Raw genomic sequence first — 13,157 nt, 5'->3', positions numbered from 1 at the left:
TCGATCGCACCCGAGCTCTTGACACGCTTGTGATCGGGGTTACATTGTTGGAGCGCTCCAATAGAGGAAGCGTTTCACACGTTGGCTACCGACAGGTCTGGGAAGTGCCGATGACCGAATTGCGTATTGCCGCCGCGCCCATCTCCTGGGGCGTATGCGAAGTCCCCGCCTGGGGCTATGTCCTGGACGCGGACACCGTGCTGCCCGCCATGGCGGCCCTCGGGCTGACCGCCACCGAGTTCGGCCCGCCGGGCTATCTGCCCACCGCCCCAGCCGAATTGCGCGCGAAACTGGCCGCGCACGGACTCACCCCCGTCGGCGGATTCCTGGCCCTGGCCCTGCATCGAGAACCGAGCACGGCCCTGGCCACCGCCCGCGAAACCGCCGCCCTCTTCGCCGCGACCGGCGCGGAAGTGCTGGTCCTGGCCGCCGCCACCGGCGAAGACGGCTACGACGCCCGCGTCCCCCTCACCGATCACGAATGGCGCACGCTCATCGATACCGCGGCGAGCATCGCCGATATCGCCGCCGAACACGGCCTGCACACCACCCTGCACCCGCACGTGGGCACCCACGTCGAGACCGAAGCCGAGGTTCGGCGTTTCCTCGCCGATTCCGATCTGGACCTGTGCCTGGATACCGGCCATCTGGCCATCGGCGGCACCGATCCGGTGGCCCTGGCCCGGCAGTATCCGAACCGCATCGGGCACATCCATCTCAAGGATGTCCGGCTGGCCATCGCCGATGAAGTCCGCAGCGGCCGAATGGAATACAGCCGGGCCGTGCGCGAAGGCATGTACGTACCGCTCGGACAGGGCGATGTCGATATCGCCGCGCTGGTGCACGCCGTCCGTGCCGCGGGCTACACCGGCTGGTATGTGCTCGAACAGGACACCGCCCTCAATCCCGGCGATACCGCCGCCGGTCCCGACCGAGATACCGAAGTAAGTCTGCGACACCTGGCCGAAATCGGGGCTGAACAGGCCTCCACCCGGATTTAGTGGGTTATGTGATGACAATGAAGTCCCAAGTAGCGGCCCCTCCGGGCGCGAAACGCTCCGCTGCGAAGCGCTGGCGGCGACTATCGCCCTGGATCGCGGCCGCCGCCGTGCTCGCCGCGTGCAGCGGCCCGGGCACCGATCAGACCGCACCCGCCCAAGCGCCCGTCGCCGTCGGCAAGCTGAATTCCGTCGCGGTCGTCACGCACGGTTCGCCCGGTGACGCGTTCTGGAATGTGGTCAAGAACGGTGCGGAGGCCGCGGGCGATCAGCTCGGGGTGCGCGTGGAATACAACTCCTCGGGCGATCCGAGTCAGCAGGCCAAGCTCATCGACAATGCCGTCGCACAGGGCGTGGACGGGCTGGTCGTCTCCATGGCGAACCCGGACGCGCTGCGCACTTCCATCGAGAAGGCGGTCTCCTCGGGCATTCCCGTGGTGACCATCAACTCCGGTGAGGACAAGAGCGTCGCCTACGGCGCGATCGGCCACGTCGGCCAGAGTGAGCGCCAAGCGGGTGAAGCCGCCGGCAAACGCCTGCACGATGCCGGAAAACAGAAGATGCTCTGCGTAATTCACGAGGCCGGGAATATCGGCGCGAATGAACGCTGCGCGGGCGCGACCCAGGGCTTCGGCACCGCGGTCACCCTCCAGGTCGACATCAACAATCCGACCGACGCCCAGGCGCGCATTCGCGGTGCGCTGGAAGCGGATTCATCGATCGACGCCGTGCTGACGCTGAATTCGCAGATCGCCGCCCGCGCGGTGGACGCGGTCCGCGAATCCAAATCCAAGGCCGCCATCGCCACCTTCGATCTCAATGATGATGTGGTGGGCGCGATTCGGGCCGGATCGCTGCTCTTCGCGGTCGATCAGCAGCAGTACGAACAGGGCTATCTGCCGGTGGTCATGTTGAAGCTGTACCGGTCGAATCTCAATGGCGTCGGCGGCGGCCATCCGGTGCAGACCGGTCCGGCATTCGTGGACAAGAGCAATGTCGATGTCGTCGCCGGGCTCGTCGCCCAGGGCACGCGGTAGAGGGCCGGGAGTGAATGACATGAGTGTTGCCACAACGACTTCCGAGCCGACGGCGAGCCTGCGGTCATCGCTGGTGCAGCGCCTGGTGGTGCGGCCCGAACTGGGTGCGCTGATCGGCGCGCTGGTGGTGTTCCTGTTCTTCTCGATCATCACCGACAAGTTCCTGAGCGCACTGGGCGTTTCCAACTGGCTGGACGACGCGTCCACGCTCGGCATCATGGCGGTGGCGGTCGCACTGCTCATGATCGGCGGGGAATTCGATCTCTCCGCCGGTGTGATGACGGCGTCCACCGCACTGGTGACAGCCCTGCTCGCGGTGAACGCGGGCTGGAATATCTGGCTGGCCCTTGCGGTCTCGCTGCTCTTCGCCCTCGCGGTCGGCGCGCTGAACGGCTGGGTGGTGATGCGCACCGGCCTGCCGAGCTTCATCGTCACCCTGGGCACCTTCCTGGCGTTGCAGGGCCTGAATCTCGGTGTTACCCGGTGGGTTACCGGCACCGTGCAGGTCTCGGGCATTCGCGGGGCCGACGGCTATCAGTCCGCGGGCTGGGTCTTCGCCTCCACCACCGATATCGGCGACGCGCATATTCAAGCCTCGGTGGTCTGGTGGATCGTGCTCACCGCCATCGCGGCAATAGTGTTGATGCGCACCAGGTTCGGCAACTGGATCTTCGCGGTCGGCGGTTCACTGCCCAGCGCCCGCGCGGTCGGCGTCCCGGCCGCCCGCACCAAGATCATCCTCTTCATGACCACGGCCTTCGCGGGCTGGGTGGTGGGCGCGTGCAATCTGCTGCGCTTCTCCAGCGTGCAGGCCAATCAGGGTGTGGGACTGGAATTCCAGTACATCATCGCCGCGGTGGTCGGCGGCTGCCTGCTCACCGGCGGCTTCGGTTCGGTGGTCGGTGCGGCGCTGGGCGCGCTCACCTTCGGTATGGCGCGGCAGGGCATCGTCTTCGCGGGCTGGAACAGCGACTGGTTCATGCTCTTCCTCGGCGTGCTGCTGCTCTCGGCCGTACTGGTCAACAACGAGTTCAAGAAGCGAGCGGAAAGGGTACGCCGATGACTTCGCAGGCACCCCTCATCGAAACCGTCGATATCGGAAAGAGTTACGGCGGCGTGGTGGCGCTGCACGATGTGACCATGGTGGTCAATCCCGGCGAGGTCACCTGCGTGCTGGGCGACAATGGCGCTGGTAAATCCACCCTGATCAAGATTCTGGCGGGCGTGCATCAGCACGACACCGGCGAACTCCGGATCGAAGGCAAGCCGACCCGATTGTCCTCCCCGCGTGAGGCTTTGGATCTCGGCATCGCCACCGTGTACCAGGATCTGGCCGTGGTGCCGCTCATGAGCGTCTGGCGCAATTTCGTGCTGGGCTCCGAACCCACCAAGAAGCTGGGCCCGATCCAGCTGCTGGACCGGCGGCAGTCTCAGGACATCACCCGTAAAGCCCTGGAGGACATGGGAATCGAGATCCGTGATCTCGAACAGCCGGTCGGCACCCTGTCCGGCGGCCAGCGCCAATGCGTGGCCATCGCTCGCGCGGTGCACTACGGGGCGAAGGTGCTGATTCTCGATGAGCCAACGGCCGCACTGGGTGTGAAGCAGGCGGGCATCGTGCTTCGCTACGTCGTGCAGGCGCGTGACCGCGGCCTGGGCGTTGTCCTCATCACCCACAATCCGCATCACGCCTACCCGGTCGGTGATCGCTTCCTGCTGTTGCAGCGCGGTGGCCAGCTCGGCTCCTACGAGAAGTCCGAGATCGACCTCTCCGAATTGACCCGCCAGATGTCCGGCGGCGCGGAACTCGAAGCGCTGCAACACGAATTGCAGCGAGTGGTGTCGGAATGACCGACCTGGAAGTGCTGACCGTCGGCCGGGTCGGGGTCGACCTGTACCCCGAACAGAGCGGGGTGCCGCTGGCCAAGGTGCAGACCTTCGCCAAGTTCCTGGGCGGCACCGCCACCAATGTCGCGGTGGCGGCCGCCCGGCTGGGTCGTCGCACGGCGCTGCTCACCAAGGTCGGCCCGGACGGCTTCGGCGATTTCGTGCGAGACGCGCTAGCGGACTTCGGTGTCGAGAACCGCTATGTCGGCACCGCGCCGAATCTCCAGACACCGGTGGTGTTCTGCGAGCTGAACCCGCCCGCCGATCCGCCGCTGCTGTTCTATCGCGCGCCCATCGCACCGGATCTCACCCTCGTCGATGATGAGATCCCCTGGGATGTAGTCGATTCCGTACCCCTGCTGTGGGTCACCGGAACCGGCGTCAGCGCCGAACCCGGCCGCAGCACCCAGCGCGCCATGCTGGAGCGCCGCGACCGGCGCGGCCACACCGTCCTGGACCTGGACTACCGCCCCATGTTCTGGCCCGATGTCGACACCGCCCGCGCCGAGATCGGCTGGATGGTCGATCACGTGAATGTGGTGGTGGGCAATAGAACCGAGGTCCAGGTCGCCGTCGGCACCGCCGATCCGGATGAGGCCGCCGACCGGCTGCTCGCCCGGGGCGTCCGCCTGGCCGTGATCAAACGCGGCGCCGAAGGCGTCCTGGTCGCCACCGAATCCGAACGCTGGACCGTCCCACCCTGCCGCGTCGAGGTCGTCTGCGGCCTCGGCGCGGGCGACGGGTTCGGCGGTGCGCTCATCCACGGCCTGCTCGCGGGCTGGGATCCACACCGCCTGGGCACCTTCGCCAATGCCGCCGGGGCGCTGGTCGCCTCCCGCCTGGCCTGCGCCGACGCCATGCCGACCGAGGCCGAGATCGAGGAGTTACTGTGCACCTGACCGATGACCGCTGGTACCGGCTGCTGCGGGCCCGAGCCACCGAACCCGAAGCGGTGCAGCGCGCCTACGCCGACCGCATTCGCCGCCCTAATCTGCTGTCGGACAAGGGAACCCTGTTCCTGGTTGCCGCCGACCATCCGGCCCGCGGCGCGCTCGGCGTCGGTGCGGACAACACCGCCATGGCCGATCGCCGCACCCTGCTGGAGCGGCTGCTCATCGCGCTCGACAATCCCGCCGTCGACGGTGTGCTCGGCTCCCCGGACATCGTGGAGGAGTTGCTGCTGCTCGAGGCCGTGCACGACAAGATCGTCATCGGCTCCATGAACCGCGGCGGCCTCGCCGGAGCGGACTGGGAGATCGACGACCGCTTCACCGGATACGACGCCGAATCCCTGGTGAAATACCGCCTCGATGGCGGAAAGATGCTGTTGCGCATGGTGGATTCGGATGCGGGCACCATTCCGACGCTGGAAGCCTGCGCCCGGGCGGTCTCCGAACTCGCCGAACACGGACTCATGGCCATGGTGGAACCGCTGCCGTACGGGCGCGATCCGTCCGGGTCGCTGGTCATGCATCGCGATGCCGCCTCGCTGCAACGCGCCATCACCATCGCTTCCGGCCTGGGCGTCACCTCGGCCTACACCTGGCTCAAAATACCAGCGCCGCAGGATATTTCGGCGCTCGATGCCACCACGCTGCCCGTACTGGTGCTGGGCGGCGCGCCCTCGGGTGATCCGGCGGCGGACCTGGCGTCATGGGGTTCGGCCCTGACCCACGATGTGGTGCGCGGTCTGGTCGTCGGCCGCAGCCTGCTCTATCCGCCCGATGGCGATGTGGCGGGTGCGGTGGATGCCGCCGCGAGGGTGCTCGAGGCCGCGTCATGAGCAAATTGCACCGTCGCGCCGAAACCATCAGTGACAGAAACGATCCCGTCGCGCTGACGCCGGATGACGCGGGCTGGACCTACACCGGGCTGCGCGTACTCCGACTGGAGGCGGGCGAATCGCGCACCGTGCACACGGGTGAGTTCGAAGCGTTCATCCTGCCCCTGTCCGGATCCTGCACCGTCCGGGTGGACGGCCTCACTTTCGAACTGGAAGGCCGCGAAACGGTTTTCACCCGAGTCACCGATTTCGCCTATGTCCCGCGCGATGCCGAGGTCGAGCTGACGACGACGCACGGCATCGAGGTCGCGCTGCCCATGGCGCGCTGCACCCGCCGCCTCGAACCCAAATACGGTCCGGCGGACAAGGTTCCGGTGGAGGTACGCGGGGCGGGCGTCGCGACTCGTCAAGTCACCGGCTTCGGCGTCCCCGGAATATGGGACCATGCCGACAAACTCAATGCCTGCGAACTCATCACCCCCGGCGGCAACTGGTCGTCCTATCCGCCGCACAAGCATGACGAGGCGAGCGACTGCGAGGTCGTCAACGAGGAGATCTACTACTTCCGCATTGCCGACCGCGACGGAATCACACCCTCGCCAAGGGGTTTCGGCATGCACCGCACCTATACCGCCGATGGCGCACTCGACGAGAACGTCGCAGTCCGGGACGGCGATGTCTTCCTGGTCCCGCACGGCTACCACGGCCCGTGCATCGCCGCCCCCGGCTACGCCATGTACTACCTCAATGTCCTGGCAGGTCCCGCCCCCGACCGGTCCATGGCCTTCTGTGACGACCCGGACTACTCCTGGGTCCGATCGAATTGGGCCGATGAACCATTGGACCCGCGCTGCCCGGTCACCACGCACGAAGGACGCCGCGAATGAGACTCACGACCGCACAAGCCCTGGTGGCCTGGCTGGTCGCCCAGCGCTCGGAACTGCTCGACGGCACCGAGGTGCCGCTGTTCCCACATGTTTTCGCCATCTTCGGGCACGGCAATGTACTCGGGCTTGGCACCGCGCTCCAGGAACGCCGCGACGATATTCCGGTGTGGCGTGGACATACCGAACAGGGCATGGCACTGGCCGCGGTTGGTTTGGCCAAGGCAACGCATCGGCGTCAGGTCGGCATCGCCACCTCGTCCATCGGACCGGGCGCGCTCAATATGGTCACCGCCGCCGGTGTGGCACATGCCAATCGGCTGCCGCTACTGCTGCTCCCGGGTGACACCTTCACCAGCCGCGCACCCGATCCGGTGCTGCAGCAGGTCGAGAATTTCGGTGATCCCACCGTCACCGTGAACGACGCGTTCCGTTCGGTGAGCAGGTATTTCGATCGCATCACCCGCCCCGAACAGCTGATCGCGACGCTGCCGCAGGTGGCGCGGGTGCTCACCGATCCGGCAGAGGCGGGGCCTGTGACGCTCGCGCTGCCGCAGGACGTTCAGGTGGAGACCTACGATTTTCCGGACGCGCTGTTCGAGCCTGTGCTGCATCGCATCCCGCGTCCGCGCCCGGATCGGCGCAGCGTTTCGGAGGCGGCCGCCCGGCTGGTGGCCGCGCAACGTCCGCTGCTGATACTCGGCGGCGGCGTCCGCTACTCGGGTGCGGCCGACAGCGCCGTGAAATTCGCTGAGCGGCACGGTATTCCGATAACCGAGTCCACCGCCGGACGAACACTGGTTCCCCACGATCATCCGCTCTACGCGGGCCCGCTCGGCATTACCGGTGCGGCCTCGGCGAATACCCTCGCCGCGGAAGCCGATGTCGTCCTGGCCGTCGGCACCCGTCTCCAGGACTTCACCACCGCCTCCTGGACCGTTTTCGCCGACGATGTGCGACTCATCCATATCAATGCCGCGCGTTTCGACGCCGTCAAACACGGTGCGCTCGCGGTGGTCGGTGATGCGGATGCCGCACTGGCCGAACTCGCGCCCGAAACAGGGGAGTGGCACGCCGATCCGGCCTGGACCGCCCGCGCCGCGACCGTGCGCGCGGAATGGGACGCCCATATCGACAAACTCCGCACGCCCGCGCTCGGCGCGCCCACCTATGCCCAGATCGTCGGCATGGTCAATGACCTCAGCGGGCCCGATGATTACGTGATGACGGCGTCCGGCGGCCTTCCCGGCGAACTCATCGGCGGGTGGCGCGCCACCGGCGGTGCACCCACCATGGATGTCGAATACGGCTTCTCCTGTATGGGATACGAACTGTCGGGCGCGTGGGGCGCTGCCATCGCGCATCGCGGCCTGGTCACCACCATGCTCGGCGACGGCTCCTATCTGATGCTCAATTCCGAACTGTTCTCGGCGGCGTTCGCGGGTCATCCGCTGGTGGCGGTGGTGTGCGATAACGACGGCTATGCGGTGATCGCGCGGCTGCAGGAAGGCCAGGGCGCGGAGCCGTTCAATAACTTCTATGCCGATTGCCGCAGCAATCACGATATGCCGCCACGCGTCGATTTCGCCGCGCACGCCCGTGCGCTGGGCTGCGCGGTGTTCACCGCGGGCGAACCCGCGGAATTCCGCGATGCCTATGCCCGCGCCCGCGTCACCGCCGTCGCGGAGAAGCGTCCGGCCGTGCTCGTCGTGCACACCCAGCCGTCGTCGTGGACCGAATCCGGGGCGTGGTGGGAAGTCGGTGTGCCCCAGCACCTCTCGGGCCGTGCCGCCTATGAGCAGGAGAAACCGGGCCAACTCCGCTATACCCGCGCGGACTGATCCGGACCCCGCGCGCGGCGCACCCGAGCAATCCGGTCATACCGGGACTCGCGTGACCCGCGCGGGCAATCTATGGCAGACTCGGCGCAAACGCGCAGGGCGGTCGGCAAGGAGATCGCACGCGCACGGTTGATGCGGGAGTTTGAAGGTCGCAATGGATCTCAGCGCCATTGAGCGCCAGGTGGCTACGGATAGAGCGGCCGCCCGCGACCGTTCGCCCGAAGCCGAACTGGCCCTAGCCACCACCCTGTGCGAATTGGCCCGCGGCCTCATTGCCACCAAAAGCGATCCGGCACAGCGTGATCTGTCCGCCTCGGCACTCGAACCCGCGCAGGAGGCCGTACTGCTGCGGCTGCGCTGGCTCACCGCCGGACATGTGAACGCCGTCTTCGCGGGGCAGGTGCAGGACGCGCTGCGACTATTCGAGGAGGCCGCCCGCACCATCGGCCACCGTGAGCTGGCGACCTCCACGATTCGCAATGCGTGCAATGCGTATCGGCAGGTGGCGCACAACTATCCCAATGCCGCCGCCGTTTGCGCCGACGCGCTCGCCAAATGCGGTGTGTGGCTGCTGCGCCTGGATCCCAATGCCGCGGTCGCGGCCAGTTCGGACGCGGTCGCCATTCGCGCGCAGCTCTTCTCCGCCGATCCGGAACAGGCGGCGCGCTATCTCTCCAGTCTCAATACCCTGCTGCGCACCCTGATGGTGGGGCGTCAGCGTAAACCGGCGATCGCCATGTATCGCGAACGCTATGCCGCGGTCACCTCACCGGCCATGGCGCAGCGGCTGCGGGAGATCCGGGTCGAGGACATCGGGTTCACCAGCAAGACCGTCACCGCGCTGCGCAAGCTCGAGGTCGCCACGCTGGAGCGCGCCGGATATCTGACCCAGCAGCAGATCCTGTATCAAACCTCCGGTGACCTGGCGACCATCGAAGAGGTGAACTGGCAGCTCGCGCTGATCGGCCTCAAACCGCTCGCCGCCGGCGCCATGCCGGATCAGCCGTCCAAGCCGATGGAGATCAGCACCTCGTTCGGCGCGCTCGGCGTGCGGTGTTCCTCACGCAATGCCGTCACCCTGGTGCGCGCCGCCATTCTCGCGGCGTATTCGGCCGACGGCGCACAGGCCGTGCCCAGCACCGCGTATCTCGGCGTTGATGAAAAGCATTGGAGCACACCGGACCCCGAGGCCAATCGCGCCGAACGCCTCGGTGAGGATGTCGTACTCATCGAAAAGGTTTCCGAACACTGGGTTTCGGTGAAGAGCCTGAACTGGGAGATCGCCCCCGTCGGGAAACATCCACTGGCCCTGCGGCTTTCCCAGGAATGGCCGGTGGTCAGCGTCACCACCACCGAGAACATGTCCTACGAATTGTGCTGGTATGAGGGCGGTTCCGCCATCCAGTACGCCGCGCTCGGTCTCCCGGCGGGACAGATTCCGCTCGAAAAGCCGCTCGCCCCCTTGGATTTCAAGGCTCTCGCCGAATACGGCGCGGATTACGCCTCCGAAACCCAGGTGCGGTCCGCGTTCGGCAACACCACCATGTTCACCAAACTCACCAGCCTGCCCGGCAGCGGTATCCGCCAGGCCGCCGAAGCCGGACCGCTGGCCGAACACGGGTCCAACACCCTCTACTTCCGCTCCGGGACCGAATAAACACGTATTTCTATAACAGTGATGCCGATCACTTGTGGCCGTTACCCTGTGATCACCTCGGCAGCTCGTGGCGCATCTTGATGGGTCTTCCGGTCACACGAAATGCCGTGGTCAGAAAGGCATTTCGATCATGAGTTCGACTTCGACCGCCCCCGGTCCGATAGCACCGACGCTGTTGACCGGGCTGTGGCAGCGCAAGATTCCGCACTACCCGGACAACCGTACCCGGTCCTGGTATCTCTTCCTGGTGGTGATCGTCTCGGTCGCCCTCTACTACCAGCTCTTCGTCTCGGGCGCGGTGGGCAATGAGCTCATCGCCTATTTCCACCTGTCGTTCGCGTATTTCGTCGGCATCTTCATCGCCGGTGCGGCGTTCGGCGCGGTCGCCTCGGTCATCGCCGGACTGCTGGACAGGTGGGGGCGAGCCAATATCGTCGCCTACGGCACGGTCATCTGCTCGGTACTCACCCTGGTCGCGGTACCCGCCTGCACCACCAAAGAGGCGTACCTGATCGTCTACTGCGTGATCGGCATCGTGGAAGGCGCGGTGCTGGTGGCCACCCCGGCCCTGGTGCGCGACTTCTCACCGCAGCTGGGCCGCGCCTCGGCCATGGGCTTCTGGACGCTCGGACCCGTACTCGGCGCGCTGGTGACCACCGAGATCTCCACCCAGACGCTGTCCGCGCATCCGGATTGGCAGTTCCACTACCGGCTCTGCGGGGCCATCTGCGTGGTCATCTCCATTCTCGGCGTGGTCGGATTGCGCGAACTCAGCCCGGCGCTGCGCGATCAGATCATGGTGTCCATGCGCGATAAGGCGCTCATCGAGGCGCGCGCCCGCGGCCTGGATGTGGAGAGCCTCGAGCGCGATCAATGGAAACAGATGATGCGCTTCAATATCGTCGGATCGGCCTTCGCCATCTCGATATTCCTGGCGTTCTTCTACACCATCGTGTCGTTCCTGCCGGTGTATATGGCGACGAACTTCGGGTTCACCGCACAGCAGGCCAATGCGATGGGTAACTGGTATTGGATCGCCAATGCGCTATCGCTGGTGCTGACGGGCATCATCTCGGACTATCTGAAGGTCCGGAAACCGTTCATGCTCTTCGGTGCCGTCATCAGCATCATCGGGGTATTCATATTCCTCGGCTATACCGATAAACCCGGTACCGACTACTATACTTTCGCCGCGGTGCTCAGTCTGATCGCGGTGGGCAGCGGTATCTGCTACGCCACCTGGATGGCCTGCTACACCGAGACGGTGGAGAACCGGAATCCGGCGGCGACGGTCGCGGGACTCGCGGTATGGGGCGGCATTCTGCGCACGGTCGTCACCTTCGTACTGCTCGGGTTGCTGCTGGTGGTGACCGCGGCGGGCACGCTGGTGAATTACGGTCCACGGCTGCAAACGATTTCGGCCAAATACCATAATGAGCTGGCCACCATTCAGAAGGTCGGCACGGATACCATGGCTCAGTTGGGAGCCAATCCGAATGACGCTGCCGCACAGGTGAGCGCACTGGTGAAACTGACCGGCGCTTCGGCGGCCGATGTGCAGACCACGGTCGCGCTCAATGCCAAGTATCCGCAGGAGTTGGCCACCCTCCAGGCCATCGACCCGGCGGTGCTGACCAAGATGCTGATCAATCCGGCCGACCAGGCCAGTGCCGCCACCGCGGTCAGCCAGGTCGCGCAGAAGTTCAATATTCCGCCGGATCAGGCCATCGCCAGAATTCAAGCGGCACAGAAGGTTCCGGTGAACGATCTCGCCGTCGCCTCGCAGGTTGGTCCGCAATTGACCACGGCCAGTAATGAACTCAAGGCGGTCAGCGCTATTCCGGCCGACGATCTGACCTTCCTGTCCGACCATGCCAAGGATGCCCAGCAGGCGGCGATCGATTCGCCCAAGCAGTGGCGGACCTGGTGGTGGATCTGCCTGATCGCACAGATCGCGTTCCTGCCGTTCGTCTTCTTCATGTCCGGTTTCTGGAGCCCGAAGAAGGCCGCGGAAGCGGCGGCCGCGCACGATGAGGCCGTGTCCCGCGAGCTGGAAACACTATCCGTACGGTAATCCAGTACAGTTATTGAAGTGCAAACAAACTCCGTGGCCGCCACTTTCGACCTGCTCGGCGACCGCCTGACGCTCACCATCCTGCGTCTGGCCTTCGTCGAGCACGCCCGGCGGTTCAATCACTGGAGTGACAGGACGAACGCGCCGCCCGCAGTGCTCACCGCACGGCTGGCGGCGCTCGTCGATGCCGGGGTGCTGTACCGGGATCGGGGGGAATACCGGCTCACCGAATTGGGGCTGGGCACCTGGCAGATCCTGGTCTGCGTGTGGTCCTGGCAACGGGAGTGGACAGCTGAATGGGCGCTGCTGCCGGAGTTCGTGCACACCGAATGCGGGCATCGCGGGCCGCCGGTGGTCATGTGCAAGAGCTGCGGGCGCACCGTGACGCCGCATGACACCGATGTCGAATTGGATCGGGATGCGCTGTGGCACATCACCTCCGGTCGCAGACGCTCGGCGCGCGCGGCCGCGCCCGCCGGTGACGATGCGCGCTTCGACGAGATCATGGAGGCGATCGGCGATCGCTGGAGCGCCGCGGTCACCGGTCTCGCGCTGGCGGGGGTGCGGCGTTTCTCGGAATTCCGTGCGGCACTGCATATGTCGCCGACCACACTGACCGAGCGACTGACCCGCCTGGTCGAGGCGGGCGTTCTGCATCGGCCGGAAACCGATGCGCGCGAGTATCGGCTGACCCCGCGCGGGCGGGCGCTGTTCGGGGTGTTCGCCTTTCTGCTGGCTTGGGCCGATCAGGCGCATCCGGAGCCCGAGCCGGGTCTGCGAATTCACCATCGAGAGTGTGGCGCGGTATTGATTCCGGCGCTGCGCTGTCGTGGTTGCGAGGCCGAATTGGTCCGAACCGACGTGCGATTCGAGGCGGCTACCGGCCGGGTTTCGCAGGGCTGACGGCAGCCGCCGGGCCTTGACAGCTCTCGTTGAGACGCGTATCACTTCATTAACTGTAGTGAAATTTGCCGGGCCGTCCGAGCCCGGCTGCTG

General features: G+C 66.0%; 11 protein-coding genes. All 11 read left to right on the top strand.

Features of this window, described 5'->3' with window-relative positions; genetic code table 11:
- Positions 1–110 precede the first annotated feature (110 nt).
- The 11 genes from ACFC4D_RS03350 to ACFC4D_RS03300 all read left to right on the top strand — a co-directional run bounded on the left by ACFC4D_RS03350 (position 111) and on the right by ACFC4D_RS03300 (position 13,064).
- Positions 111–1,001, top strand: a complete 891-nt coding sequence (locus ACFC4D_RS03350; protein WP_376061543.1) for a TIM barrel protein — start codon at positions 111–113, stop codon at positions 999–1,001.
- Between the two features lie 17 nt (positions 1,002–1,018).
- The gene (locus ACFC4D_RS03345; RefSeq protein WP_376061541.1) at positions 1,019–2,035 is read left to right on the top strand and encodes a sugar ABC transporter substrate-binding protein; all 1,017 of its coding nucleotides are present in this window, start codon (positions 1,019–1,021) and stop codon (positions 2,033–2,035) included.
- Positions 2,036–2,054: 19 nt separating this feature from the next.
- A complete protein-coding gene (locus tag ACFC4D_RS03340) occupies positions 2,055–3,098 on the top strand; it encodes an ABC transporter permease (RefSeq protein WP_376061539.1) in 1,044 nt (347 codons plus the stop codon).
- Positions 3,095–3,886 carry an ATP-binding cassette domain-containing protein gene (locus ACFC4D_RS03335; RefSeq protein WP_376061537.1) on the top strand — a complete coding sequence of 264 codons (792 nt, stop codon included), beginning with the start codon at positions 3,095–3,097 and terminating at the stop codon, positions 3,884–3,886. Before ACFC4D_RS03340 ends, ACFC4D_RS03335 begins: the two co-directional genes overlap by 4 nt.
- Entirely contained in the window at positions 3,883–4,821 is a 939-nt protein-coding gene (gene iolC, locus ACFC4D_RS03330; protein WP_376061535.1) for a 5-dehydro-2-deoxygluconokinase, read from the top strand. The genes ACFC4D_RS03335 and iolC overlap by 4 nt, the downstream gene beginning before the upstream one ends.
- The gene (locus ACFC4D_RS03325) at positions 4,812–5,705 is read left to right on the top strand and encodes an aldolase (RefSeq protein ID WP_364633378.1); all 894 of its coding nucleotides are present in this window, start codon (positions 4,812–4,814) and stop codon (positions 5,703–5,705) included. The genes iolC and ACFC4D_RS03325 overlap by 10 nt, the downstream gene beginning before the upstream one ends.
- Positions 5,702–6,592, top strand: a complete 891-nt coding sequence (gene iolB / locus ACFC4D_RS03320; RefSeq protein ID WP_376061534.1) for a 5-deoxy-glucuronate isomerase — start codon at positions 5,702–5,704, stop codon at positions 6,590–6,592. The genes ACFC4D_RS03325 and iolB overlap by 4 nt, the downstream gene beginning before the upstream one ends.
- Positions 6,589–8,430 carry a 3D-(3,5/4)-trihydroxycyclohexane-1,2-dione acylhydrolase (decyclizing) gene (gene iolD, locus ACFC4D_RS03315; protein WP_376061531.1) on the top strand — a complete coding sequence of 614 codons (1,842 nt, stop codon included), beginning with the start codon at positions 6,589–6,591 and terminating at the stop codon, positions 8,428–8,430. The genes iolB and iolD overlap by 4 nt, the downstream gene beginning before the upstream one ends.
- A 181-nt stretch (positions 8,431–8,611) precedes the next feature.
- Positions 8,612–10,087, top strand: a complete 1,476-nt coding sequence (locus ACFC4D_RS03310; RefSeq protein ID WP_364633384.1) for a hypothetical protein — start codon at positions 8,612–8,614, stop codon at positions 10,085–10,087.
- Between the two features lie 130 nt (positions 10,088–10,217).
- Positions 10,218–12,161 (top strand): MFS transporter, encoded by a 1,944-nt coding sequence (locus tag ACFC4D_RS03305; protein WP_375966928.1) that lies wholly within the window; start codon positions 10,218–10,220, stop codon positions 12,159–12,161.
- An 18-nt stretch (positions 12,162–12,179) separates the two neighbouring features.
- Positions 12,180–13,064, top strand: coding sequence for a winged helix-turn-helix transcriptional regulator (locus tag ACFC4D_RS03300; RefSeq protein ID WP_376061529.1), 885 nt, complete (start codon positions 12,180–12,182; stop codon positions 13,062–13,064).
- Positions 13,065–13,157 lie beyond the last annotated feature (93 nt).

The organism is Nocardia sp. NPDC056000 (assembly GCF_042269265.1).
Taxonomy (GTDB): Bacteria; Actinomycetota; Actinomycetes; order Mycobacteriales; family Mycobacteriaceae; genus Nocardia.
The sequence above is the reverse complement of the archived record's forward strand: the minus strand, read 5'-3'. Positions and strand labels throughout refer to the sequence as shown.